Below are 25882 nucleotides of genomic sequence, written 5' to 3'. Positions count from 1 at the left end.
ATTTATTTTCTGACATTATTACCTTGTGTTAATTTAAGGTAATGTTAAATATCTAATGGAGGTAATGTTGGTTATTCCCAGTTAATTCATTTTCCATTGAGGCCAGTAATTTATTTTTTAACTGAGCAATGATTTTCTTTTCTTCATCTGTAATATCTTGACTTTCTCCTGTTATCCATTCTACTTGGTATTTATTTAGGTTTTCATCAAACGAGATAATGATTTCTAATCGTGCAGCCATAAATCACTCCATATTATTTATTGCCCCAGTATTTGTGGGACGTAATGAATATTAACGTACTTGCAGGTTTCTCTCACCGATTTCAATATGAGCTCCTGGTACATTGATACCGTTTTCAATAGCTTCTTTGATGGCTTTTTTGTCCGGGGCGGTAATTGTCTGCACATCAACTAACTCATCAGGTAATTTTGACTCATCATCAATGATGACATTCATAAGACCTTTTCTGGCTGTGAACGTGTTTTTGGTAGTTCGTAGTGAATCCATGCCCGCTTTCAGTAAACAATCCAGGGCATACTTTTTTAGGTTTTTTACTTGCCTTTCGAATGATTTTTTACGGTCAGTAAGTCGCTTAGACTCATCAGCAAGAGTCCTGGCTTGGCCTTCGATATTGCGAACATGGATCATGATAGCATCAAGTTTATCACCGATAGTACATTCGATACTTTCAAGTGTATCGGCGATATCTTCTGACGAGAATTCGCCAGTTTCTACCAACTGTTGTAATTTTTCATAATCTGCTGCTAATGCAATTGCGGTTGTAGTCATTAGTTTGCTTTCTCTAATTGAGTTAAACATTCTTTCTCTATTTCATTCAAGCGACGCAGACGACCGGATAAGTACTTTTCGTAATCCTTGTCTCCTTTGGCCTTGGCGTTGCCTAAATGAATGCCTAATTCACGGATAAGGGTAGATGCTATGCCGCGAATTTCATTTTTGCTGACAGCGGTACGCATAGTTTCTGTATTACGGGTGAACTTATCGTCTAGTTCCTTGCGTAATCTGACTAGATCCTCGGCCTTATCACTGGCGGCCTTGATTTCAAATTCAATGTTGTTGTCGGCCAGATATTCAGGGTTATCATGCATACCCATAAATACATCAGCAGAAAATCCAAGCATCGATAACGCCTTCTTTATGGCATCGGTGAGTGATTTCTTGATGGCTTCTCCATCTGTTTTAATTCCATATTTGGTTCTGTACATGTATGGTGTTGCACCATAACTTTCAATTTCAGCGCAAATGTCACATTCGACCAGATACCAAAAGAGAATTTTGATAGAGTGATTTTGTTCACATATTAATGTGCCGTCAGAATCACGTAAGAATCGGCTCCCAATTTGTTTATTTTTATCGTCATAGATAGGTTCTGACATGGGGGCGCCATTGATCAGTTTTTCTTCTGTGACATTACAGCCCCATCCATAACCGAATGGTCCGAATAGTTCTGTTGCCCGCATAAACATATAGTTACTGTTTATGCTTGTACCGTTGAACCCCATTCCCTCTAATGGTTTTGTAAAGTGGGGATCGGTGCGTTGGACTGCTTTCCAGATACGGAGATTCGTTTGCTGCTCATCGCCTTGTGCCTTGATAGTTTCTTCCAGCAAATTGGCACGATGTTGGAAGTTATCATCATTGGTGTTCAGGGTAGCAGCAGGAGGCAATGAGGTGACTTCATCATCCGCCGTAGTGTCTTGTGCAGTCTTTTCTACTGCTTTGTCCTCTTTGGTTTACTTGGTTTTTCTGGTCTTAAGAGACTTGGTTTCGCTTTTTTTCTCTTTAACTTGTAGTGCCGCCTGTGGGGGTTCAACCTCATCTGGAGCGACATCTGTTATTGAGGCTTCTGATGTTGACATCGGATAATCGGAAACTTTGGGTTGCTCTTCTGGTAATTCAATGGATATGTCGGTATTACCTAAAGCACAGTTTAAAAATTCCTTCATAGCGATGACATCGGCCAGAAATTCAGGACGGCGTTTACCTTCACGCACGATGCTGAAAAGCGTTTCTCTTGGAATGGACAGAGCGTCGGTTCTGATGCGAAATGCGGTGGACCATTGCCTCCATGTTTCATTGTTGTCTGCTATCAGTTGTTTAGCTTCTTTTATACTATGTGACATAATCGCCCAGCAATGAAAGTCACCGTCTAGTAATGCCAGTGCAATTTCCAGATCTAACGTGGCGTAAGTGTGGTTAAAATCACGCGTAGTAATAGATGAGTTTTTCGTTGGTTCGAGTGTTCTAGCCTGCCATGTGGTGCCGTTGAACTCGTATTCAGTAGCAAATTTTTCGTCAAATTTACCAATTGGTGGGCGAGGGGAGCCCTGTATATCTTTACAAATAATTGGTTTTGATGTGTTGAAGTTGCTCATATCGTCCGCGTACTCTTCCCCAAGGTAAACAATGGCCATAGCTTTAGCCATTTTTTCGGAATTGGTTTTGAGTGCGATTGCAAGTGGTACGGCCCCATTTTTTTGAGCTTTTTTTGTCGGCTCAAAGACACAGATATATGTGAACATTGGTCTTACCTCTTTAATGAATTGCTTTTTTTGCCAGTCTTATTGTTGCCTTAATCCCGGCTTTTGGCATTTTGACTTTTGGATATAATCCCTTGACAGCATTTGAATAAACCATTCCCGTCGTTGGGTAATATTCAACCCGCCTTTTGCCACCGATAATAGATATATGCATAGTTTCGTTTGTTGTATCGCTATTATTTTCATGCTCAATAGCAATTAAACCATTATCTAGGATTAAATTAATTACATCATTTATGTTTTTCATAAATACACCTAAGAATTAATAAGGAATTTCTTCATCAGATTTAGAAATTGGTTTTTCTTCAATGCATAACAGTGATTGAATACGGTCCTCAAGTTCAGATGCTTTAGCATGAGCTTCCGTAAGAACTTTATTTTGTTCTTTCTTTAAAGTATCAATTTGTGAATTTATAAAGTCTGAGCGACTAATATTTGGATACGGGATTTCTATATCATGAATAGCGACAACTGTACCAAAGATCGACGCATTTCCGTGTTTACTTGCGTCATGTGGTAAGACGGTGATGTTCATTTTTCGTGAAATGTTATTTTCGATAGCGTGAACATAGAGCTTTACTTGTATTGTTTCTTGTTGTGCTTTCATAGCAACTCCTGATATATTATTAACGATCAATGATGGAAATCATTGGTCTTGCCTCTTCTAGCGAGTTAGTTCTCGTTAGTAGAAATTCCCGGTTAGCTTTGGTCGGCTATCCGGGGTAAAAGAACCCGCCACTTCGGTGGGTTCTTTTACATCTGTTTATTCTTAGTTTTTCTCCATATTGGTATTAGTTGGTACGGACTGATCAACGATAAATACCATTCAGGGATTATGGTTTTAATAAATGCTTTAAACAGGCCGATGAATCGGTCTAATTTATATTCTGCATGTCATTACACATAAGAGCTGTTGTTCGATTGGTTAATGTGTGGGTCTTTCCCCGCCGTCCGTTGATTCACGCAGTTTCTAAGAAACCCGGCAAGAAGAACCGTAACGCATCAACTGCCAGTGTTTTTCGTACCATTCCCACCGCTGGCTGGGGAATCCTGGTGTTGGTTGATCTTTCCTCTTCTATTCTGGTAAATACAGTTGTCATGTGTGGTAATTATGGCAGGTCATGTTGAGCGCTGCGGTTCTCCTCCTTCATGACAATTGAAATTGTAAATTCGGTTCTGAACACTTAACCTAAACGGCTGCTGTGCCGTGTTACTGATTAGCAAATCATCTACCTCTTCATATGCCGGTAGCGACTACTGCGTGGGCGTCCTGCCTGTTTGCTGTTGAAATCAAGTTTGGTAATTAATAAACTTAAAGTAAATCAAAAGTTAAACAACGAGAAGGGCTTATCGAAGTGTTAAGTTTAACTATTTGATTTATTTTTATATCTATTTCAAGGTATGAACTGAATGAATTTTCCCTTGGTGATAGCACTATAAAATAGGATGGCCAAGATAGTTTTAGAGATTCGCCATGCATATAGCATGATAATTTTTTAGTGTTGGCTAAAGGTTAATTAATTTTTGGATTGAGTGATTGAGGGTTAACGGTTTATTCCGTAGGGTTCAGAGTAAGATAAAAATCTTATTGATAAATAATAAAAAAGTCGAGTGGCGACTTTTTTCTATGCTTTCTTTTGCTTCTTTTTATGTAATAATTCTTCTAGTAAATTATCATAATGCCGTTTTTTATCTTCAAGATTTTTTATCAGATCATCGGCATCACTATCTGGTAGTTTGTCGAACAGTTCTAGAAGAACTTTTTGTTTAGGAGTCAATGTTACTTGTAGTGGACTTCCTAGTTCGGGGGTGTTTGTATCGGCGTCTAAATAACCATCTGGCATTCGATAGTCTTGTTCTAAACGTCTCGCGGCTTTTTCGCCGAAAGATGCTTTACCGTTCATAAGCTGTGACAAATAACTCCTCTCTTTTTCAGGAAGAGTTTTATCGGAAAACCAATCTTTTAGGCGTTGTTGCCTGATGTTCTTCATGCTCATTTTATTTATAAGAACCTACGTATCTGGGATTTAACTATTTTTCCTACCAGTTAAATTGTGATTAGTATTTACTAAATAAGCAAATGCTTGACAAATGTTTAGTATTTATTAAACCTTTTGTATTTCTAAAAGGGTAGTTATGAAACTAAATGATTACATTTCTAATTTAAAGCGAGGTGAAGCCAAACTTCTGCTGAGAGGCTTGGGGTATCCAGTTCCTCCCGCTAGATGTTTTGATATAGAAAATGCAACCAATGGAAAAGTGACAAGACAAGATCTTCGTCCTCATGACTGGCAGAAAATATGGCCTGAAATAAATGCTAACTGAGTAGTCAGTAAAAAAACTGATTCTCAATAATCAACATTGCGACAGGAGACGTAAACCGTGGAACAAAATATCAACGCCCTGAAAGCCGAAGTCGAGGCGTGGGCAGCAGGAGTATGTAGCAATCGAAATAAGCCGAATGTACTTCTTGCTTTGTGAAAGAACGCTATCAGCCAAACTGCACCCCATTGAAATAAATGGAAATGCTAATTGGAAAGCTATCAATAATAACAGGCAGCAAATTTTCAGGTGGTTGCGCAGTGATTCAAGGGCGGCACGAAGAAAAGTATCGGAGTTGTTACCCGCTATTCAATCAGCCCTTCCACTTGAACGCAAAGCTAGAGTTAACGGTGAAACAACTAATTATTTGATATCTATTGCGATTCGTGAATTTACGGCAGTGATAATTGCAATTCTATTGGGAGGTTTAGGAGGTAGTGATATATCACAACAAATAACTGTTGCGATATCAGCACTGCATGCTTTGACAAACGTTTAAAAGAGGCAAGACCAATGCTTAGAACCATAGAAAAGATCGTCTGTTGTAATAAGTTTCGCCTAAGTGGTGAGTTTGTAACTATAGAACAAATCTCAGAAATTTATGAAGGGTACAGAGAAGTTGCGTTAAATATCTGGGAACAATATGAACGGCAAAAGGCCAAATTGCTGGAAGAGTCTCTTACCCTTGAACGGTGTGAGTCAGCTTGCTGTCAGATTGCTAAAATACTTGGAGCTTGATTATGAGCATGTTATTGATGGTAAAAGCTATGAGTATCAAAGTCGGTAATCCACTTCGTAAATTGGTATTGATTAAGCTGGCTGATAACGCTAATGACCAAGGAGAGTGCTGGCCGTCAGTTGCTTACATTGCTGAACAATGCGAAATATCAGAACGCTCTGTACAAAACCATATTAAACAATTAGTTAAGGATAACATTATTAATGTTGAGGAAAGGAAAACGAAGAACGGTTTGAATCAATCAAATGTGTATTTACTCAATTTAGACAATTCCAGTAATAAATATGGTGCATCTCTTGCACTCAGTGGTGCAAATGCTGCACCCAGAACCAGTCACAGAACCAATCACTCTTTTGAACCAGTCATAGAACCTAAAACCTCATTTACCCTTCAAGGGAAAAAGCGAGAGGAAAAAATAAAATTTGATCCTCTTACAGCTAAGCCTGAAAACGTCAGCGCCGATGTATGGGCTGATTGGGTTAATTTTAGACGAGAGATAAAAAAACCTCTGACGGAGACTATGTGCAAGCAGCAGGGTATAAAACTTGCCAAATGTGATCATCCTGATCACGTGATTTGTAATTCTATTGCGAATGGATGGCAGGGATTGTTCCCTGAAAAATCCCAAAACCCACGAACTCAATTAAATAATCATACTGGTTATGAAAATAAAAAATATGAGTCTCATAGCGCTTACTGGGCTAAGGAAATTGATTCGGGAGGTGTGAAGTGAACACTTTTGATTTGCTGAAATCAATCAACATTGCTCCACGTTTTGAACATGCCAGCTTTGAAAATTATCAGCCTATTAACAAAGCTGCTCAACATAATCTGAAGACCTGCCGAAGTTATGTTCAGACCTGGAAAGAACGCAAAGCTATGGGTGAGGGGATCATCATGTGTGGCCGTCTTGGTACCGGGAAAACTCATCTGGCTGTTGCGACATGCCGTGAAATAGTCACTCAAAACGGTATCAGTGCGTTTATTACAACCGCATCACGTATTATCAGGGCATTTCGTCGTTCATGGAATAATGATTCTGACACCAACGAATTCGAAACATTGAGGTTTTACAGTGAGTTGGATTTGCTGATCATTGATGAGATTGGCGTTCAATACGGCACTGAATCAGAGCGAAATATCTTGTTTGAGGTGATTAATAACCGGTATGAAGATTTATTACCAACGATCCTGATCAGTAATTTGCCAATGAATGATCTGTCGGTGTTTTTAGGGGACCGAGTATTAGATCGTGTGTTACAGGGTGGGGTGGTGTTGGCTTTTGACTGGGATAGTTACCGGAGGGGGCAGTAGTATGAATGAGCTCAATCTAGAGTCTGCGGTTATAAGCGGATTGTTGTCAGGTGGTGCAACGCAGGATGCTTACGATGTTCTTGCAACGTTACCAGAAGAGGCGTTTAGTTCAGGTTTTTTGCGTCGTGTCTACGTTGAAATCAAAAAACAAGCGTTCAGTAGCTCCCTGATTGATCCAATATTCATCGCTGAGGCTATGAGTGGAGATGGTAATACATTAGCTAATGTCCTGGAGTTGAGTAAGAGCCCTGTTTGGAATGCAAACCTGAAAGGCTATGCCAATAAAGTTAGTGAATATTGGTATGTTCGGCGGGTTACAGCAGTGATCAACGCCGGTCAACAGGCGTTACTGGAAACTAAAAATCATACTCAAGCACAACATGTCATAGCGGGCTTTATGTCCACTATGGGGGAGTTAATGCGAGATACTGGCAACCTAGTTCCCGTGCACATCAAGACATTGGTTGAAGGGTACATTGACACACTGGAGAGGCGTAACTTAGGTGAAGATAGTCGCGGCATGATTATGACAGGTATTGAGCCATTTGACTCGTTGACGGGAGGATTTAACCCAACTGATTTAATTCTCATCGGCGGTCGTCCCGGCATGGGCAAAACAGAACTGGCACTTTGCATGATTGAGGGTATGACGAGGCATGGAGGGGCAGTATTGCTGTTTTCAATGGAAATGGCAGCACAACAAATTACAGAGCGTATGGTTGCTGGTTCTGCCCAACTGTCAGTTTCCAAATTGAGAAGTGGTGAATTTTATGATGAAGATTGGGTTCGTATATCTAACGCAATAAGCGAGTTAATAGATCGCGATATTCATATTCTTGATGCTAGTGAATTAAGCGTTGAGCAGATATGTGCTATCAGTGAAACTCATAAACGCAGGTATCCGAATCTGAAAGGAATTTTTGTTGATTATCTGGGATTGATAGAAAAGCCCAAAGCCGAACGTAATGATCTTGCTATCGCTCAAATATCTAGGGTCCTCAAAGGACTGGCTAAACGACTGCATACACCAGTTACCGCATTGAGTCAGTTATCAAGAGAAGTTGATAAGCGGCCAATGCATCAACGTCGTCCTGTTGCGGCTGATTTAAGAGATTCAGGTAGCTTAGAGCAAGATGCAGACAGGATTATTTTTACTTACCGGGATGTTGTTTATAGCCCACGAAGTCCAGCCAGAAATTATGCTGAGATTATTTTGGATAAAAATCGTCACGGTGAAACCGGAACGATATTCCAGGAATTTAAAAACGGGCATTACTTACCAACTGATCAAATTGTTGCTGCTGAAATATGTCGTACACAGCAACAGACTAAACAAAAAGAGCGCCGATATGCGGACAAAGCATTTTAACTAAAGACCAAAAGAGGCAGACCAATATGACCATAAACAGTAAACTGATTTTATTAGATAATTGGGGTATTTATTAATTATCCCATTTTGGTGTAGTGCCGAAAACATCGCTATCTTACAAAGTTAGACTTGAAAGCTAGTCGATTCAATGTAAACGCCAGCAGGATGCTGGCTTTACCAAAATAGAATTGCTGGTGGATAACTAAGAGCTGGAGATGCTGAAGCTCAATTGTACTCTTCGAAGATCGGATAGGGAATCTTACAAAGTTAATGAATACCTCACTATGCTGATTAGGATGGATGATCATTCATGAAAAAAGTAGGTAGTTCAGTTGCATAAACAGCAAAGTGAAAAGTGTGTGGGAAAGTCTTTTTGTAGCTGAATATTGTTTTTCTAGTGAAGTGGCCTACAGGAATACACTGGGATGGTATAAAAGTTGTATTTTTAACGTACAAATTTACATATTAAGTATATTGCTTGCGTTCAAAACGAAAAAAAAATACCATAAAATCTGCTTAACGCAATCAGGGTATCTAAATGAGCATTAACGACACACAAAGTGATATTACCGATTTGATAATAAACGCTTTCAGGCGTGATTTTTGGCTTAACGTACAAGATGAATTATATGCTAAGTATGCCGCAGCACAGGAAGTAACTATAGGCGATATACTAAAACTTGGTGAGCCGGAGCAACGTAGATTTAGGCCTCAGGCTAGGCACTATGGCCTTAACTCAGCTTTGAGGGAAGCTGCAAGTCGTTCAGGTTATCTTTGTTACGATGCTGATACATCCCCGAAAGGGGAGCATTATATTATTATTGATTCAGAAGGTGTTAAAATTAGCCGTATTGGGTTAAATCACGATGAGCGCCACATAAGGGGCGCGAAACATCGTTCATTGATAGCCCAATTGAATGAAAAATTTGAAGGCTATACTCCAGATCTTTTTAGAGAAGAAGATAGTAAACATCATAATGACATTGATACGTTAGGTGTGTTGTTAATAAATATTAATCCACCATATCATGAATCTCAGGCCAGCATGATGGATTTAAGGATTGTGGTTCCTTTTACCAATATGAAAGGTTTTCACTATAATAAATCTGTAACGGAGCTTTTAGCGCTCTATACTGGAGAGAAAAAGATAGTCATTCCTGATATGGTTTTACCTAAGCTCAAGAAGCGCCTGAAGGATCAGGAAAAATAGAATAGGTGAGACATTATGAGAGTGGGAATTTCTGGTTTCCAATCTGAAAGGTTGACACAGATAAGAGAAGCGAGGGGATTATCGAAAATTAACCTTGGTAGGTTAGTGGATCGTTCGCCATCAACTATTACCAAATGGGAAAACGGTAATCATTCCCCCGATGCAGAAGTATTGCATAGCTTAAGTCAGATTCTTAATTGCCCGGTAAGTTGGTTCACAAAGCCTATTGTTAAGTACGAAAAAAAACCAGTATTCTTCCGAACACTTTCAACCACGGCAAAAGACTTATGTATTGCTTCAGAGCGATACATGGGATGGTTTCAAGAGTTATCATGTAAGATGCAAGAATATCTTGATTATCCAGAAGTTAACATTCCTCATCTTAGCGTAAAGGATTACAGAGCGATAGATGATCAGTTGATTGAAAGAATGGCTTTTGAGTGTAGGAAAGCTTGGGGATTAGGTATTGCACCGATAGATGATCTATTGCTTGTAATGGAGAATGCGGGGATAGTCTGTTCCAGATTTGAACAAGGTAGTTCTGTAATGGATGGCTATTCTCAATGGAATGATTTAGATAATAGACCGTATGTGGTTTTAGCTAGTGACAAAGATAACTACTATCGTAGTCGATTTGATGCTGCTCATGAATTAGGTCATATAGTCTTACATCGATATATAAATAAATTTGATACTATTAATTTTAATCCAATAGAAGAGCAAGCACATAAGTTTGCGTCGAGTTTCATGTTGCCGGAAGAGTCATTTTCTGTAGAGCTTCCGCCATATCCTACATTACAGAATTTCATATCTTTAAAAAATCGCTGGGGGATGTCGGCACAATCTATGATCCTTAGAGCGAGAAATTTAGAGTTAATATCTTCTCTGGAATATCAGAGGTTATATAAAAATATTTCTGCTAGAGGTTGGCGAAAAGGAGAGCCGCTTGATGATCTTAGAAAACCAGAGTCGGTTCGTTTGTTACCTAGGTGCTTGAACCTATTATTGGATTCTGGAACTTTTAGTAAAAAAACGCTTCTTGAGGAATTTGGTTTCCCAAAAGGAGATTTAGAGGATTTATGTTCAGTTCCTAAGGGATTTTTTTCAGAATCACAGGTACTTGATTTTCAATCCAGAATACAATTGAAGAATAGTATTAATATATCTACGACACAACAAGATACAAACGTCGTTAACTTATTTAATAAAAAGTAAAATTGGGAATTAATACTAACACCTGTTATTCTATTCGTATCGGCCTGAACATCCGATAACCTAAACAAAAGCTGCTGTGTCATAACTTTGAGGATAAGTGATGACGCAGCATAGTTTTATCAAAATCTCGAATGACACCCTGAGACCGGCGACTCCCGCAGCCAGGGAATACCTGCACTTCAAAGTGAAGTGTGGCGATGTGCTTTATGCGGATTTTAAGAAAGCACGTAACCCGCGTTTCCATCGTAAATATTTTGCCCTTCTGAATCTTGGCTATGAATACTGGCAACCTACTGGAGGCACTATTTCCCCGAAAGAGAAAGCGCTTGTGCGTGGCTACGTACAATTTCTTGCACACTTCGCGGGCAGTGAAGATGTCTTACAATCCGCTGCGGATGAATATCTTGCTGGCATATCCAAAAACCGAGCCCAGAACATTACTGCCACCAAATCCTTTGATACCTTTCGGCGCTGGGCAACAGTGGAGTCAGGGCACTATGACACTTACGAGATGCCTAACGGAAGTCTATATCGTGAACCTCGTTCAATCAGCTTTGCCAAAATGGAAGAGCTGGAATTTCAGGAACTTTATAAAGCCACATTAAACGTGCTTTGGAACTTTATATTGTATCGCAATTTCCCGACTAGAGAAGCTGCTGAGAATGTCGCCTCTCAGCTGTTCGATTTTATTTAATGCAGAGCGAGACTAATGACCAAAAGTGAAAAAGGAAGTTGAAGAGGTACGGCTATGTCGGGTGTGATGTTTCCAACGGATGGGCTACAGTTGAGCCAATCACAAGAAATCTGGTTGCAGGATTGGTTATCTAAGTTTGGCGCGTGGGTTTACTCTGGCAGGTTTGATAAACGTCAGAGCAGTATGATTGCTGAGTTTATGGCGACAGTAGAGCCGAGAGGTTATCCAGAACGTCCGATATGTAATGATGATGATGGTATGTTAATCGCTAGGGTAGTAGACCATATTTACCATATTGATCGGGTTGCATTTGGGATGTTGCTTAGTCGATATGTTTATTGTGTATCTGATAGAGCAATTGCCAGGCATTATCATGCAACGGTTCAGCCAAGAATTATGATCCGCAGAAATGGTATGTTGCGTAAGCGAAAGCCATCAATGTCAACTTGTCGGCGTGAGGTTGAGGAAATATTAAGAGCAACGGAATATTTGATTTATCAACCATTGCAAGATGCCTTTATAAGACGGGAACAGGAAAGAAAATCAAAACTTTTGTCACGAACGTGTTGACATCTTTGAACTTATGAGCCACTATTTTAGTATATGTTGTGATAGTAGCATTCGTGACTGATAGCCTCGCCCAGTGCGGGGTTTTTTATTGCCTGAAATCCAGATAAAACTTGCTGTTGTCATCGGTCAGAGTTACATGTGTGTCTATGCACATTAACTGACCAAAGGTTTAAATTATCATGCTAAAACATGAAGATATGACAACAATAGCCTCATGTGTTTTAGAAACCGTACCGATGTATGACTGGGTTTCTATTCCTGATGTTTCAACTCTGACGGGGCTATCAACGCCGCGTTGCCAATTACTTTTAACTCAATTTTGTCTGGCTGGATTGATGGAAAGCCGGGACAACGACACCTTTTTCAAGCGTTGCCCCTGATGGGGTAACTTCTTAAGCGGTGAAATGGACGGCTGGTGGAGTTGACAACACCAGCCATTCGCCTGTTCTGTGCTAACCAGAGAGTAAGCCAGTATCGATTTATGGAAAATATTGTGAATTTAAGTGATATCACATTAATTAATGACGACTCTCTACGATTTATCAAAATGTTACCAGACAACTGCATAGACTTAATTGCCACTGATCCGCCCTATTTTCGGGTAAAAGAGTGTGGTTGGGACAGACAATGGGAGGATGTAACGGTTTATCTTGCATGGCTGGATGAAGTACTGACTGAATTCTGGCGTGTGCTGAAACCCAACGGCAGTTTGTATATGTTTTGTGGTTCGCGTCTGGCGTCTGATACGGAAATCCTTGTTCGTGAACGGTTCAATGTGCTTAACCACATTATCTGGGCAAAACCTTCTGGTCCGTGGCGCAGACAGAATAAAGAAAGTTTAAGGGCTTATTTCCCTTCCACGGAACGGATCATATTTGCTGAACATTATCAGGGGCCTTATCAACCTAAAGGTGATGGATATTTCCACAAATGCCGCGAGCTTAAGCAATATGTCTTTAAACCTCTTGTGGACTATTTTCGCGATGCACGAAAGGCGTTGGGTGTCACAGCAAAAGAAATTAACGCTGCTACGGGAAAACAGATGGCCAGTCACTGGTTCAGTGATAGCCAGTGGCAATTACCCAATGAAGTGGATTACCAAAAGCTGCGAGTACTGTTCGCTCGGATAGCCAGAGAAAAACACCAGAACGGAGAATTAAACAGGTTGTATCATGAGTTAGTAGAATCTCATCTTACTTTATCACGCCAGTATGAAGAATTGAGTCGGGAATATGGGCTGCTGCGTCGCCCGTTTTCTGTAACTGTTGATGTTCCCTATACCGATGTATGGATGTTTCCCTCTGTTCAGTATTACCCTGGCAAACACCCTTGTGAAAAGCCAGCCGATTTGATGGCACATATTATCCAGTCTAGCAGCCGGGAAGGAGATCTAGTGGCAGATTTCTTTATGGGATCGGGCGCAACACTAAAAGCAGCACTAAAGCTGAATCGTCGTGTCTTGGGTGTAGAATTAGAAGAAGAATACTTTAATCAAACTAAGCAGGAAATTGGGGCGATGATATGAATAACTACCTCGCTGCGGTGAGGGGTTATTTGAGTTTCTCTCATTAGTTGTTATGGCGAAATAATGAATTGTTGGATAGTATTTGGCGGATTTCATCGTCAGAAAGTGGTAGTAATCGCGGTGAACAGAGATTAACGTTTTGACTTGAAGTAATGCTCTTAGCGAGATCTATATAAGCTCTGAATTCAACTTGACTGTGTCCACCTTCATTCATTTCCATCGGCTGAATAATCACATGATGGTTTGATAAAAAAAAGTTATACCAAGTATTTTTCCTCACTTTTTTTATTAGTTTTTTAAGCAAAAACATTGCAGGTATCATTTGCCCTAGCAATAAACGAGATGTAGCAAAGGGAGTGTCGGGGGTACCAGAGACTTCTTTACCAGTACTGACGTTGCGAACAACAATTTTATTAATATATAGTCGTATGTAAATTAAGCTCATAAAAATGTGTATGTCAGGTAATGCAAATTTGTTATAAGTATACGTTCTTCTCTTAATACAGTGAAGTCTGATTCTCACTGAGTCTTTTAAATCAATACCGGGCAAATCAGCCCAAACAATTAAATTAACTAAATGATCACCCCATCAGTAGGATGGAATTATGCGTATGGACAAATACACCAGCCCCATTGCATATACTTGGGGCGCTTTTACAGCAATGCTTGGCGCTCTGTCGCTGAACGACTGGGCCATCATTATTGGCATTATCTGCACTGTTGGTACCTTTGGGGTCAACTGGTACTACAAGCATCGGGAGTTTAGCCGCAATGACAAAGACCAGTAAGTTAAGTGCTGCGGTTATCGGTCTGGCTCTCTCTGGTGCAGGTGCTATGGCGATACTGTCTCAGTTTTTGGACGAGAAAGAGGGTAACCGGTTATCAACGTATCAGGATGCGGGTGGAGTCTGGACAATCTGCCGAGGTGTGACTCGGATTGATGGAGCTCCTGTTCGTCAAGGGATGAGGTTAATACCGAATCAGTGCCGTGACCTCAATGCACAAGAAGCAAAGCAGTCCATCGCATGGGTAAAACGCAATGTGTGGGTGCCATTAACTGAACCTCAGATAGCAGGTATTGCCAGCTTTTGCCCGTATAACATTGGCCCATCGAAATGCTTCTCTTCCACGTTCTATCGAAAGCTGAATGCCGGAGATAAGAAAGGCGCTTGTGCTGAGATAAAGCGCTGGGTATTTGACGATGGTCGAGATTGCCGACAAACCAAAGGGCAGGCAAACGGCTGTTATGGTCAGGTTGAGCGACGCGCCCAGGAATCGGAATTAACTTGCTGGGGGTTGGGTGAATAGACATTCGTTGGCCGGAAGATTGTTTCTGTTTGGTTTTGTTCTTACTTTGATAGGTAAAGATGGATGGGGTTGGTTTCTGGGGCGTTGTTGCTATGAAATTTAGCTTTCATTACTACACGATACTAGCGTTGATCCTTATTTCATTGACAGCGTATTGTCATCACTCTGAGTTACAGAGAGAGCAACGTGTTACAAAGCAGCAGCAAGAAGACATTCAGCAACTCATAGACACTATCGACTATCAGAACTCTCACATCACGATGTTGAACGAGTTGGATGTGAAACATACGAAGGAACTTGCTAATGCTAAATCTGAAAATGATGCTCTGCGTGATGATGTTGCTGCCGGTCGTCGTCGGTTGCGCATCGCGGCCACCTGTCCCGTGTGTGAGGCCACTACCTCCGGCGGCGTGGGCACTACAACCACAGTCGAACTCACTGGAGAAACTGGATCAACTGTTCTTGATATCCGAGAAGGCATCATCAATGACCGAGCAAAATTAAGATATTTGCAGGATTACATAAAAACTGAATGTTACAAGGTGACAAAATGAAAACAGAAGTTGATCTGATTTACTTCGAGAAAGACAGGGAAACGCAAACACGACTCAGTAAATACTATGTATAGCACAACAATTCAGAGACGATCCTTGATCAAACGCTTATCATCAGCAAAGACGAATTCGGTAAATACATTGCAAAAATGGCGTTTACTAATGTCCCTAAACTGAAATCAGAGAAAGAGACAGCAATTAAAACTGGCGGACTGGATGAAACGTATGAGTGAAGTGATAAAAGAACACTGGCAGGATAAGATACCGCATCCAGAGGCAGCTCCTTCTAATTGAGGAATAGAACACATTGCCACCTCAGAGCAAATGATACTGGGGTGGCTGGAGTATGTTAGGGGGCAGTGCATTAACTGAGTATTGGAATTTTTTCTTAAAATCGGCTTTACGTCAGAGGACGAAGAAAAAAATAGTGCTATATATTTAGTTAGCGTTTAAAGTTCCTGGCCTCAAAAACGGTTACATTAACACCTTGGAAAGAAAGACAAGATAATGAAAGACATAGACGTGCGGCGTGCTGTTCATTCTAAGATACTGAAGGAGCATCACAAAGATCCAGATACATTGATTATTGACGAGTTTACAATGAGTCTCGGAGCAAGCCGTGCTGATATTACGGTGATTAATGGACTTATGCATGGTTATGAAATCAAAAGTAAAAGTGATAACTTGCTCCGTTTACCATTACAGATTCAATATTATTCATCGGTTATGGATAAGGTAACTCTTGTTGTTTCTGAAACTCACTCTAAGCCAGCAATGGAGATTATTCCTGATTGGTGGGGAGTTAAGATAGTAACGCAAGGTACAAGAAATGGTATACATTTACATACTGAGCGCCACAATCGCCTTAATCCGTCTATAGATAAAGTATCCCTTTCTATGTTGCTATGGAAAGAGGAAATGCTGGAAATTTTCTCTGATTTAGGTAAAGACCGTGGTCTAAAAAGCAAACCACGGCGTGTGTTATGGAATAAATTAGCAGAAACTGTAGATACAGATGAGCTTCGTGATTTGGTCAGGAAAAAGCTTAAAGCCCGTACAAATTGGAGAGCTGAGAGACTACCTTAGTAATATGGTGGTTTTGTCCAATTCTCCTCCAAACTTCTGGACTGCCAAATTTGTGATTTCCCTCAGGATCTTGAAGGTATTGCGTGTATTCTCTCGCGTAATTATCAATATCTTTATCACCCGTAGAGAATGAATTTCCTGAGTATTCAGGGTGGGTCACAATTGCTTTACTATGAGCGCCATACTGTTCATAGCCATATCGATTCGCAACTTGCCCTCTAAATACTAAAAAATCACTATCGGCAGTATATCGAACACTGGCGGTAACACTGGGGAATCGAGTTGCAAGGCGAGAATAATCAGGGTGCTGTATACCATAGTCACTATAAATGACGTTTCTTAATAACTGTCCGCTAGAGTGAAGAGCTTGCCACAATGTCCATTCCAAGCGAGTTTGAGAGTAAGTTCCTAATGATATGCCGCTCAAATCAATAGGGAAAGATCCTGATGCTAATGATATAGAACGGAATCTCTGGAGGTTGCTAAAGTTATTAATCAAGCCCAACGCAAGTATTTTGCTATGCCCTGAGCTGACATCACTTTCTGATAGCATATCTCGTAGATCGATAATTACATCAATATGCTCAGGGGTAATTTGTAATTCATGGATATAATCAGTAATTAGCTGAGGATTGACTAAATCAGTGGTTGTTAATCTGAAGCAAATTTCGCTCTGCACAAGGGTGCTGATAGATTGTTTATAATCAACTGATCTGGTCGGAGATGTTACCGGAATCACTCTAAACCCAGCGTTTCTTGCTTGGATTATCGCATTTTCAATTGGATATGTGTCTGTTGAAGCAATAAATTGCTCTTCGATTAAAATCCCATCTAAAAATACTATAGGAATACCATCACACCCAGAAAGAATTTTTCTCTCAAACCCATTTAACATTTCATTATATGTTTTATCTGGGATATCTGTGTCAGGGTCTATGGGAACTGGCTCAATTTCTAATAGAGGAATAATCTTTGATTTCGTAAAAGTGTCGAGTTGATTTAATGCATTAAATTCAGCTCTTTTGGTCTTTAAGATAGGGATATATGAAATTGTTTCAAGCACTGTTTATCTCCTAATTTTGATAAGGTTAAAGAATAGACAGTCTATTACCTTTCGTTAGATAACACATAGAGAGCTGGATCGTATTTTCTTAATATAGATGAAGATATGAATTAATAATCGTGATGTTATTCATGTTTCCTCACTAACATAATTTTCTAACGATAAATTCTTATTTCTGTGTCCATTCCCTGAGTAGCTACAGGAATATCCCCATGCCATCACATCTCGTGGTGGCGTTTTGTATCTATCGCATACTAGTGATAATCCTAATGTATAATCCTCCCATGCAAGGAGGAAGTGATGTTAAAAATATTCAATTGCGTAAAACTTATCGGATTGCTGATTGTTTTTATTTTACCTTGTATTGGGTACTCGGAAACCCAATACGCAGATCCTATGACAACATGTCTAAATGATTATGTTCTTCCTAAATTATCAGCAGACATACTGCCTGAGAAGTTAGTGAATGATGCTTTTATTACGTGCAAATCTCAGGTTGATGAGTGGCTTAAGCCTTTTGAGGCTATTGATAAACGTGAAGAAAATTATAAATATATGCATGATTTTTATGTTCGAATGGTAAATATCAGACGGAAAGCCGAATTAAGCAATAACTGAGTGATGATTCTTTGTTATTGAATAAATATTGCATGTTGACCACCTTTCACGGTGGTTTTTTTATTTTAAGGTAAAGAGATGGCAAAAAATACTGACTGGGAGAGAATAGAGCGTGATTACCGTTTTGGCCTTCTCTCAATCAGGGAGATTGCCAAACAACACGGTATTAGTGATGCCGCAATCCGCAAGAGGGCAAAGACTGAGGAGTGGGTTCGCACTATTGTTGAAAGTACGCAGTGCGAACCTGATGCGAACCAGGCGCAAAGTCAGACAATAGGCAGTGTTAGCAATATACATGAACTTGAGAAGTTCGCAGAAAGTTCGCAGGGAACCGCAGGGATTCTAAAACCGCAATACGAACAGTTTGCTCAGAATATAGCGGCGGGTATGCCGATGAAAGAGGCGGCAATATGCGCGGGTTACTCTCCGGCTCGCGCTGATTCTCAATCATCCATATTGATGCGCAGACCTGAAATAAAAGCCCGCATTCGAGAACTGAGAAACGAAGCGGCGTTACTTGTTTCATTCAATGCTGGACATTTAGCTGAATTGTCATTTCGCGCCGGGAAAGAAGCGTTAGCAGATAAGAAATTCGGACAAGTTGCGCCGAATATTAAGAACGCTGCGCAGCTTACCGGTATCGACATGAGCAGCAATAAGGCTGAGGTCAATGTCGATCTTGCTGGACTGAGTTACGGAAAAGTCTGCATTGTGACCCCTGCGAATTGCCCGGCTGATGTGTGGGCTTCTCACATGGAGAAGCTCCGCGAGGGAAAACAGATAGCCCGGTCATAATTGATGGTGTTCTGTACGCCTTTAGTAGTGACTGGGCGACAGAGGTTTTATATGACCGTGCATTAGGTTCTGTCCGTTGGCGTTGGACGTATGGCGGGCGGGGTGGCGGTAAATCGGTAGAGATTGCTCGTGCGCTGGTATTGTTGGGCGTAATAGAACCAATGACGATTCTCTGCGCGCGCGAATTCCAAAACTCTATTAACGATTCCGTCCTTGCGCTGCTTGAGGCACAAGTTATTGATCTTGGGCTGTCCCACTTCTACAAAGTCAAGAATAACGAGATAGAAGGTCGGAATGGCACTCGTTTCACGTTTAAAGGTCTTCGAAACAATATTCAAAGCATCAAGTCGATGCATGGCATTAAGATCTGTTGGGTAGAGGAAGCTCAAACGGTATCACAAGATAGTTGGGATATCCTCGGTCCGACAGTTCGCGCCAATAAATCCGAAGTCTGGGTTTCTTTTAATCCTCGCGAGGAGGAAGACCCGACATACAAACTGATGATCCGGCATCAGGAAGATCCGCCCGATGGTGGTGTGATTATTCGAAAAGTTAACTATTGCGATAACGCTTTTTTCCCTGACGTACTCCGACAAGAGATGGAATATTGCAAACGCATCGACTATGAAGCGTATGAGCATATTTGGCTTGGATTGCCAAAAGCACTCAGTGAAGCGGTTATTTTCTCTGGCAAGTACCGGGTTGAAGCATTTTCTGATGAGCTATGGCTAGAAGCTGATCGACTTTTCTATGGGGCTGACTTTGGTTTCGCGAATGACCCGTCAACATTAATTCGCTGCTTCATTATCGGTACCAAACTATATATTGAATATGAAGCCTATGGCGTCGGAGTTGAATTGGACGAGATGCCCCAGTTCTATGACTCAATTCCAGAGGCTAGAAAGTGGCCTATTCATGGTGATTGCAGCCGACCTGAAACAATCAGTTACTTGTCGCGTCAGGGGTTCATCATTGACGGCGCCACAAAATGGCCCGGAAGTGTCGAAGACGGGATCACTTACCTTAAAGGCTTTGAAGAAATCATTATTCATGAACGCTGTAAGCACATGATTGATGAGGCAAGACTCTATTCATACAAGACCGACCGTCTGACCGGTGAAGTCCTGCCGGTGGTGCTCGACAAACATAACCATTGTTGGGATGCGGTACGTTATTCGCTGGATGGTTATATCACAGGTAAAAACAACCCACTTCGTATATCTAAAAATCTGTTGGGGCGAATTTAATGTTTTTCAGATTCAGACATAAAAAGAAAGCGGAGGCTTTGCCAGTTGAACAGGCTATTGATCAATCAGCGCCTCAGCCGATGAATATACATCCGGATACTGTCGGATCGATAACAGAGCGAAAAATAGCTCGGCCTATTGAACCGTACAGGCCCCCTCCTGGTGTTGTTCCCACTGAACAGTTGTCCGCATTAATGGCAATGGATTCTACGCCTTATGAATATGTGACGGGGACAGGTGGTATATCGGGAGATGTGGGTTTTCCCGGTTATCCTTATCTGGCCCAACTGTCACAATTACCCGAATATCGGAAAATGGTAGGCACCATTGCAGGAGAAATGACTCGTAAGTGGATAAAGCTAACATCAGTGGGGGATGATGACAAATCCGATAAAATCAAAGTGCTTAATGAGGCTATTGAAAAATTCCACGTTCGTGAACGGTTAAAAAAGGCCATTGAGCATGATGGCTTTTTTGGGCGCGGTCAGATTTATATTGACGTGCGAACATCAAAAGGTGTGCTTGCTGCAACCGATCCGGTTGAACTTGAGTCTAGATTATTTCTGTCACCTAAAAAAATCACAAAAGGAAGTCTTATTGGTTTTAACGTTATTGAACCAATATGGACATATCCGGGGATTTATAACGCTAACAACCCGTTGAGCAATGACTTCTATAAGCCGTCAAGTTGGTATGTGATGGCAAAGACTGTACATGACAGTCGTTTGATTACATTTATCACCCGGCCATTAACCGATATGCTTAAACCTGCGTATAATTTCGGCGGCTTATCACTGACTCAGATTGCAGAATCTTATGTACAAAACTGGTATAGGACACGTGATAGCGTATCTGATTTGATCCATTCATTCTCTGTGTCTGGATTTAAAACCAATCTTCAATCTACATTACAAGGACAGACGAATAGTCCCGATCAGTTAATTTATCGTGCAGAATTGTTTAATAAGATGCGTGATAACCGAGGAGTAATGATGCTGGATAATGAAGAGGAGTTTTTCCAGTTCAATACACCGCTGAGCGGCCTTGATTCACTGCAAGCCCAGTCTCAGGAACATATGAGTTCAGTCAGTAGCATACCGTTAGTTATTTTTACCGGTATCACACCGAGTGGGCTAAATGCGTCATCTGATGGGGAAATCCGTGTTTTCTATGACTTTATTGCTACCTTGCAAATGTTGGTGAAAGATGGGCTGGCACGAATGATTGATATTATTCAATTATCCGAATTTGGCGAAATTGATCCTGATATTAGCTTTACATTCGAACCGCTATATCAAATGACTGATGAACAAAAAGCCAACATACGTAAGACCGATGCAGATACTGATTCAGTATTAATTGCTGCAAATGTGATTAGTACAGATGAAGCCCGCGAACGTCTAGCCAATGATGAAAACAGCCCGTATCACTCCCTTGAGATTAATGATATCGAAAACGACAGCGAGGATGTTAAGGACTCATTTAATGATGATGACGATATCAGTAATACAGAACATAAATCAGATCATGATAGTCAAGGAATGGCAAAAGAATCCCTGAACGGTGCTCAGGTATCCAGTATCGTGGATGTAGTTACAAAATATGCGGAGGGATTACTCTCACTTGAAAGCGCCATAGCGATAGTGACTACAGCGTTTCCAATTGATGAAGATGATGCCAAAAAACTATTCACTGGAATAACGGCAGGCTCAATACATGAGGAAACCAACGAGAAACCAAGTGCTCCGGCAAATTAAACCTAATGCGGGCGTTCGGGTATGGTACAGCAGGCAGCTATATAAGCTGGTGGATGAGATGAATAACTCAGTGATTTACTGGGTATCCGCCAACTATAAGAACAGCGGTGCAGCAATGGCAATGGATGCTAGCCCGGCGATGTTGATGCGTTCAGCAATGCGAAAATTAACCCGGCGTTGGTTAAAGCGGTTTGATGCTTTAGCTGACAAACTGGCGAAAAAATTCGCGGCTTTATCAATGGATAACATGGATGCCTCGTTAATCCATGCGTTAGATGCTGCACATATTTCGATACCCTTCACGATGACGACAGAAATGAATAACGCGCTACAGGCGGTTATTGGTGAGAATGTTGGGTTGATTAAAAGTATTCCACGGCAATATTTGTTGCAAGTTGAAACGCTAGTAATGCAATCCGTAGCAAGAGGGAGTGATCTTGGAACGCTGACAAAAGCCTTGCAAGAGCGTTACGGCATGACTAAGCGCCGCGCAGCACTGATTGCTCGTGACCAGAACAACAAAGCGACTTCTGTTATGCAATCTGCCCGGCAGCGTTCAATCGGTTTTAAAACGGGTATCTGGCGGCACAGTCGTGCAGCAAAAAAATTTCGTCAATCACACTTGAAAGCGGATGGTAAAGAGTTCGATTTATCAAAAGGGCTTTATATTGACGGAAAATGGATCATGCCTGGTGAGGAAATCAATTGCGGGTGTGGTTGGCAGGTCGTCATTCCTAAACTAAACAACTAATTAATCCGAGAAATATTATGAATCACGGTCTGGCGTTAGATCGGGCTTCTGTACGCTCATACGACAGAGACGGGCGTTTGCATGTTGCTGAAAGTCCTATCTCTAAGGCGACGGTATCATCGTATTACGGAAGAAAAATCCCGAACTGGCAAAGATTAGGACTCGATCCTAATCGTATGTACAAACTGTTGCGTGACCCTGATGAAATAAAAAAAGGGGCTGCAACCTTCAATAACCTGCCGTTATTGAAAAAACACATTCCCGTCACGGCGGCCAAACCTTCAACAGAATTGATTGTCGGTACAACGGGATCAAATTCCATGTTCGATGGTACATACCTGAAAAACAGCTTGGCAATTTGGGATGCTGAATCTATAGCGGGTATTGAATCGGATGAACAAAAAGAATTGTCAGCGGCGTATCACTACGTAGCTGATATGACCCCCGGCACGTATGACGGAATTCATCATGATGGTGTTATGCGCGATATCGTCGGGAACCATGTCGCTCTTGTTGAAGAAGGGCGAGCCGGTGCAGATGTTGTTGTCTGCGATTCCCTCCCTCTGGAGTTAAAACACATGAAGTTAAATAAAAAAATGGTGGCTGTCGCTGTACGTGCAGCGCTGGGGGCATACTTGCAGCCGAAATTAGCACAAGATGCCGCACCGAAAGAAATTGCCTCATTACTGAAAGCGGGTGATAGCGCGAAAAGTATAGCGGAAGCGGCGAAAAATAAATTCGGTACCCTTCTGGCTCAGGATATGGAAATCGACTCAGCGGAGCTTGCCTCAATCATTGAAGCTGTTGCTGATGATGCGGAGACACAGGAGCCAGCGGAGCCACCCGCGCAGGATGATGATATCTGTGCGCAAGTGCTCGAACTGCTTGCGGGTAAATTGCCAGAGGAAGACTTGGAAAAAATCCGGGCGTTAATTTCAGGCACGCCTGCGCAGGACGATGATCCCGATAATGAACCAGAACCAAAGGAAGAGGATAGTGTTAGTAAGCCCGCAATGGATGCGGCTATTTGTGCAGCTACTCGGAAGATAGAGAAAGATACAGTGAATCGCATTAATGTTATTCGCATTGCTGAGGCTGAGGTTAAACCCCTCATCGGTGATGTAGTAGCAATGGATTCTGCTGACGAAATTTACAGAGTTGCGCTTGATGAGGTGGGTGTTGATACAACCGGCGTTCATCCGTCCGCTTATCGTTCTTTAGTGAAAATGCAGATCAGTATAGCCGAGTCAGCAAAACCGAAAGCCCGCCTGGCAATGGATTCTGCGGCTATAGATTCTTTTGAAAAACGTTTTCCCACCGCATCTAAATTAGTGAGGGTTTAACTATGGGTTTTCCGAACAAAATTAATCACTATCCAGCCCCCGGTATTGAGGGGGCATTTGCCAGTACTAACCCTAACGCCATTTTGCTGGCAGGGGAAGGCGCACTGATTGCGGGTAAGGACGGTGTGACTGTTGGGCGTTTTGCTTGGGTGATTGATGGTGTCGTCTCGAACAAGGGGGCGGGTGCTCCGTCTGGTTTTGTGGGGCGTGACGGACAAGCATCTATCACTCTTTGGCTGGGTGAAGCATCTATGCTGATCCAACCCGGACGTGAAGTCACTTTATTTACTGCGGGTGATTTTACGGTACGAACAAGTACGCCCGCAAAAGTTGGGGATAAGATTTACGCATCCTTAAAAACGGGTGAGGTACAGACCGCCGCAGCGGGAAAAACTATCACTGATTTTATCGAAACCAAATTCGTTGCTGGTACCGCTGCTGGTGCGGGTGAATTAGTCAAAATGGGGACCTGGAGCTAATGAAACGACACGCAGATTTTCAATATATTAAAGGGGAATACGGCATTGTAGTACCACAGGCCGTCGATTACTTAAATCCCCAATATGCTAATAACTATACATTCGCTATGGATGCACAGCCTGCTATGGTGACCGTGAGTAACGCCGGGGTTCCTGTGTATTTGACTAACTATCTCGATCCTGAGTTGGTTCGTGTGTTGGTCACGCCGATGAGAGCGGCTGAAATTATCGGTGAAAATAAAAAAGGTGACTGGACAACGCTGACAACCCAGTTCCCAGTTGAAGAATCAACAGGTGAAGTGAGCTCATACGGTGATCACAGCAATAATGGCATGTCAGATGCTAACGTGAACTGGGTGGAACGCCAGAGCTATCATTTCCAAACATTTACTGTCTGGGGGGAGCGTGAGCTGGATATGTACGGTACGGCCCGTATCAATCGAGCGGCGCAACTTAATACCGCAAGCGCATTAACCCTAAACAAGTTTATGAATAAGTCTTATTTCTATGGTATTGCGGGACTTAAAAACTATGGACTGTTGAATGATCCGGGGTTAAGTGCGCCGGTAATACCGGCGGCAAACGGAAAATCCAATGGTACAACGTGGGAAACCAAAGACGGGCAGGCAATTTATGACGATATTTCCCAACGTCTATTCAAACAGCTTACAAAACAGACAGAAGGGCTGGTGGAGCGAACAGATCCATTGAAACTTTGTATGTCGCCAACAGCGGAAGTCAATCTGACAAAAACCAACCAATACAACGTTAATGTTACCGATCAGTTGAAAAAGAATTTTCCGAATCTGACGATTGAAACGGCGGTTGAATACAGTACAGAAGCAGGGGAGCTGGTTCAATTGATTGCCGATACGCTTGATGGTGAAAAAACGGCTTATGCCTCATTTACTGAAAAAATGCGGGCACACGCGGTTGTTGTGAGTTCATCCAGTTTTAAACAAAAGAAATCAGCCGGTACGTGGGGGGCGATTATTCGTTATCCACACGCTATTGCACAAATGTTGGGGGTTTAAATGGCGACAGTCATTGTGGGGTGTAAATTGCCCCACGGGTTAACGATTGAAATTGATGAGAATCGCGTGACGCTAAACGGGATAAATTCATCAACAATTATTGGTGGTTATGGATTGACATATGATGTTGATAAAGCATTTTTTGACAAATATCTGGAACTCCATGCCGATACGAAATTAGTCAAAAATGGGCTTATTTTTGCTCAGGAAAAGCTCAAAGAGGCCCGGACGGAAGCTGAGGAAAAAGCCGAGTTAAAGAACGGGTTGGAGCCTATCGATCCCAAAAAGCCGGGTAAGAATATCGAGCAGCGAAAAGAAGAGGATTAA

General features: G+C 41.6%; 32 protein-coding genes and 1 pseudogene. 24 read left to right on the top strand and 9 right to left on the bottom strand.

Annotated features, from left to right (window positions below):
- Window positions 1–52 precede the first annotated feature (52 nt).
- The 7 genes from TI10_RS05370 to TI10_RS05340 form a co-directional block, all read right to left on the bottom strand.
- On the bottom strand, window positions 53–241 hold the full coding sequence (locus TI10_RS05370) for a hypothetical protein (protein ID WP_011147664.1): 189 nt from the start codon (window positions 239–241) through the stop codon (window positions 53–55).
- 51 nt (window positions 242–292) lie between these two features.
- On the bottom strand, window positions 293–790 hold the full coding sequence (locus tag TI10_RS05365; RefSeq protein WP_049582254.1) for a siphovirus Gp157 family protein: 498 nt from the start codon (window positions 788–790) through the stop codon (window positions 293–295).
- Complete coding sequence (locus TI10_RS26455) at window positions 790–1689, bottom strand: hypothetical protein (RefSeq protein ID WP_049582253.1); 900 nt, start codon at window positions 1687–1689, stop codon at window positions 790–792. Before TI10_RS26455 ends, TI10_RS05365 begins: the two co-directional genes overlap by 1 nt.
- 66 nt (window positions 1690–1755) lie before the next feature.
- Window positions 1756–2544 (bottom strand): hypothetical protein, encoded by a 789-nt coding sequence (locus TI10_RS26450; protein WP_049582252.1) that lies wholly within the window; start codon window positions 2542–2544, stop codon window positions 1756–1758.
- Between the two features lie 13 nt (window positions 2545–2557).
- Entirely contained in the window at window positions 2558–2809 is a 252-nt protein-coding gene (locus TI10_RS05350; RefSeq protein WP_049582251.1) for a hypothetical protein, read from the bottom strand.
- A gap of 15 nt (window positions 2810–2824) precedes the next feature.
- The gene (locus tag TI10_RS05345; RefSeq protein ID WP_049582250.1) at window positions 2825–3169 is read right to left on the bottom strand and encodes a hypothetical protein; all 345 of its coding nucleotides are present in this window, start codon (window positions 3167–3169) and stop codon (window positions 2825–2827) included.
- 1018 nt (window positions 3170–4187) lie between these two features.
- Window positions 4188–4559: a hypothetical protein gene (locus TI10_RS05340; protein WP_049582248.1), complete on the bottom strand. Its 372-nt coding sequence runs from the start codon at window positions 4557–4559 to the stop codon at window positions 4188–4190.
- A 139-nt stretch (window positions 4560–4698) separates the two neighbouring features.
- Here TI10_RS05340 and TI10_RS05335 point away from each other — a divergent pair, with 139 nt between their 5' ends.
- From TI10_RS05335 to TI10_RS05285, 11 genes and pseudogenes are all read left to right on the top strand, one after another.
- A complete protein-coding gene (locus TI10_RS05335) occupies window positions 4699–4887 on the top strand; it encodes a transcriptional regulator (protein WP_049582247.1) in 189 nt (62 codons plus the stop codon).
- Window positions 4888–4944: 57 nt separating this feature from the next.
- A pseudogene (locus TI10_RS05330) lies at window positions 4945–5383 on the top strand (toxin YdaT family protein).
- Window positions 5384–5624: 241 nt separating this feature from the next.
- Complete coding sequence (locus TI10_RS05320) at window positions 5625–6356, top strand: helix-turn-helix domain-containing protein (protein ID WP_049582245.1); 732 nt, start codon at window positions 5625–5627, stop codon at window positions 6354–6356.
- Complete coding sequence (locus TI10_RS05315; RefSeq protein ID WP_049582244.1) at window positions 6353–6937, top strand: ATP-binding protein; 585 nt, start codon at window positions 6353–6355, stop codon at window positions 6935–6937. Before TI10_RS05320 ends, TI10_RS05315 begins: the two co-directional genes overlap by 4 nt.
- A 1-nt stretch (window position 6938) precedes the next feature.
- Entirely contained in the window at window positions 6939–8306 is a 1368-nt protein-coding gene (locus tag TI10_RS05310) for a replicative DNA helicase (RefSeq protein ID WP_049582243.1), read from the top strand.
- Between the two features lie 538 nt (window positions 8307–8844).
- Window positions 8845–9516: a hypothetical protein gene (locus tag TI10_RS05305; protein ID WP_049582242.1), complete on the top strand. Its 672-nt coding sequence runs from the start codon at window positions 8845–8847 to the stop codon at window positions 9514–9516.
- Window positions 9517–9531: 15 nt separating this feature from the next.
- Window positions 9532–10731 carry a helix-turn-helix domain-containing protein gene (locus tag TI10_RS05300; protein WP_049582241.1) on the top strand — a complete coding sequence of 400 codons (1200 nt, stop codon included), beginning with the start codon at window positions 9532–9534 and terminating at the stop codon, window positions 10729–10731.
- 100 nt (window positions 10732–10831) lie between these two features.
- Window positions 10832–11425, top strand: a complete 594-nt coding sequence (locus TI10_RS05295; RefSeq protein WP_049582240.1) for a DUF1367 family protein — start codon at window positions 10832–10834, stop codon at window positions 11423–11425.
- A 54-nt stretch (window positions 11426–11479) separates the two neighbouring features.
- Window positions 11480–11995 (top strand): antiterminator Q family protein, encoded by a 516-nt coding sequence (locus TI10_RS05290; RefSeq protein WP_244161519.1) that lies wholly within the window; start codon window positions 11480–11482, stop codon window positions 11993–11995.
- Window positions 11996–12174: 179 nt separating this feature from the next.
- On the top strand, window positions 12175–12375 hold the full coding sequence (locus TI10_RS23495) for a hypothetical protein (protein WP_074524840.1): 201 nt from the start codon (window positions 12175–12177) through the stop codon (window positions 12373–12375).
- Window positions 12376–12476: 101 nt separating this feature from the next.
- Window positions 12477–13520 carry a DNA-methyltransferase gene (locus TI10_RS05285; protein WP_175445327.1) on the top strand — a complete coding sequence of 348 codons (1044 nt, stop codon included), beginning with the start codon at window positions 12477–12479 and terminating at the stop codon, window positions 13518–13520.
- A gap of 43 nt (window positions 13521–13563) precedes the next feature.
- Here the strand turns inward: TI10_RS05285 and TI10_RS23490 are convergent, their stop codons facing one another.
- Window positions 13564–13965 carry a YjaA family stress response protein gene (locus TI10_RS23490; RefSeq protein ID WP_074524849.1) on the bottom strand — a complete coding sequence of 134 codons (402 nt, stop codon included), beginning with the start codon at window positions 13963–13965 and terminating at the stop codon, window positions 13564–13566.
- Between the two features lie 160 nt (window positions 13966–14125).
- Here TI10_RS23490 and TI10_RS05280 point away from each other — a divergent pair, with 160 nt between their 5' ends.
- The 4 genes from TI10_RS05280 to TI10_RS05265 all read left to right on the top strand — a co-directional run bounded on the left by TI10_RS05280 (window position 14126) and on the right by TI10_RS05265 (window position 16468).
- Window positions 14126–14308 carry a phage holin family protein gene (locus TI10_RS05280; RefSeq protein WP_049582239.1) on the top strand — a complete coding sequence of 61 codons (183 nt, stop codon included), beginning with the start codon at window positions 14126–14128 and terminating at the stop codon, window positions 14306–14308.
- Window positions 14292–14828 carry a lysozyme gene (locus TI10_RS05275; RefSeq protein ID WP_049582238.1) on the top strand — a complete coding sequence of 179 codons (537 nt, stop codon included), beginning with the start codon at window positions 14292–14294 and terminating at the stop codon, window positions 14826–14828. The genes TI10_RS05280 and TI10_RS05275 overlap by 17 nt, the downstream gene beginning before the upstream one ends.
- A gap of 92 nt (window positions 14829–14920) precedes the next feature.
- Window positions 14921–15382, top strand: a complete 462-nt coding sequence (locus tag TI10_RS24850) for a lysis protein (RefSeq protein ID WP_049582808.1) — start codon at window positions 14921–14923, stop codon at window positions 15380–15382.
- Window positions 15383–15889: 507 nt separating this feature from the next.
- The gene (locus TI10_RS05265) at window positions 15890–16468 is read left to right on the top strand and encodes a sce7726 family protein (RefSeq protein WP_049582237.1); all 579 of its coding nucleotides are present in this window, start codon (window positions 15890–15892) and stop codon (window positions 16466–16468) included.
- On the opposite strand, the gene TI10_RS05260 is transcribed toward TI10_RS05265, so the two are convergent.
- The gene (locus TI10_RS05260) at window positions 16428–17531 is read right to left on the bottom strand and encodes a beta family protein (protein WP_049582235.1); all 1104 of its coding nucleotides are present in this window, start codon (window positions 17529–17531) and stop codon (window positions 16428–16430) included. The genes TI10_RS05265 and TI10_RS05260 overlap by 41 nt on opposite strands.
- A 300-nt stretch (window positions 17532–17831) precedes the next feature.
- On the opposite strand from TI10_RS05260, the gene TI10_RS05255 reads away from it, so the two are divergent.
- The 9 genes from TI10_RS05255 (at window position 17832) to TI10_RS05215 (ending at window position 25882) form a co-directional block, all read left to right on the top strand.
- Window positions 17832–18149: a hypothetical protein gene (locus TI10_RS05255; RefSeq protein ID WP_049582234.1), complete on the top strand. Its 318-nt coding sequence runs from the start codon at window positions 17832–17834 to the stop codon at window positions 18147–18149.
- A 78-nt stretch (window positions 18150–18227) separates the two neighbouring features.
- Window positions 18228–18944, top strand: coding sequence for a terminase small subunit (locus TI10_RS05250; protein ID WP_049582233.1), 717 nt, complete (start codon window positions 18228–18230; stop codon window positions 18942–18944).
- 11 nt (window positions 18945–18955) lie between these two features.
- Complete coding sequence (locus TI10_RS05245) at window positions 18956–20191, top strand: PBSX family phage terminase large subunit (protein WP_049582807.1); 1236 nt, start codon at window positions 18956–18958, stop codon at window positions 20189–20191.
- Window positions 20191–21948, top strand: a complete 1758-nt coding sequence (locus TI10_RS05240; protein ID WP_240000890.1) for a DUF1073 domain-containing protein — start codon at window positions 20191–20193, stop codon at window positions 21946–21948. Before TI10_RS05245 ends, TI10_RS05240 begins: the two co-directional genes overlap by 1 nt.
- Before the next feature lie 58 nt (window positions 21949–22006).
- On the top strand, window positions 22007–22699 hold the full coding sequence (locus tag TI10_RS05235; protein WP_049582805.1) for a phage head morphogenesis protein: 693 nt from the start codon (window positions 22007–22009) through the stop codon (window positions 22697–22699).
- 17 nt (window positions 22700–22716) lie between these two features.
- Window positions 22717–24042, top strand: a complete 1326-nt coding sequence (locus TI10_RS05230; RefSeq protein ID WP_049582232.1) for a DUF2213 domain-containing protein — start codon at window positions 22717–22719, stop codon at window positions 24040–24042.
- A 2-nt stretch (window positions 24043–24044) separates the two neighbouring features.
- Entirely contained in the window at window positions 24045–24521 is a 477-nt protein-coding gene (locus TI10_RS05225) for a structural cement protein Gp24 (protein WP_049582231.1), read from the top strand.
- Window positions 24521–25555 carry a major capsid family protein gene (locus tag TI10_RS05220; protein WP_049582230.1) on the top strand — a complete coding sequence of 345 codons (1035 nt, stop codon included), beginning with the start codon at window positions 24521–24523 and terminating at the stop codon, window positions 25553–25555. The genes TI10_RS05225 and TI10_RS05220 overlap by 1 nt, the downstream gene beginning before the upstream one ends.
- The gene (locus TI10_RS05215) at window positions 25556–25882 is read left to right on the top strand and encodes a hypothetical protein (protein ID WP_049582229.1); all 327 of its coding nucleotides are present in this window, start codon (window positions 25556–25558) and stop codon (window positions 25880–25882) included.

Origin of the sequence: Photorhabdus luminescens subsp. luminescens (assembly GCF_001083805.1) — a bacterium.
In the GTDB taxonomy this organism is placed as follows: Bacteria; Pseudomonadota; Gammaproteobacteria; order Enterobacterales; family Enterobacteriaceae; genus Photorhabdus; species Photorhabdus luminescens.
Note: the sequence above shows the minus strand (reverse complement) of the source record. Positions and strands in the feature narration are given on the sequence as shown.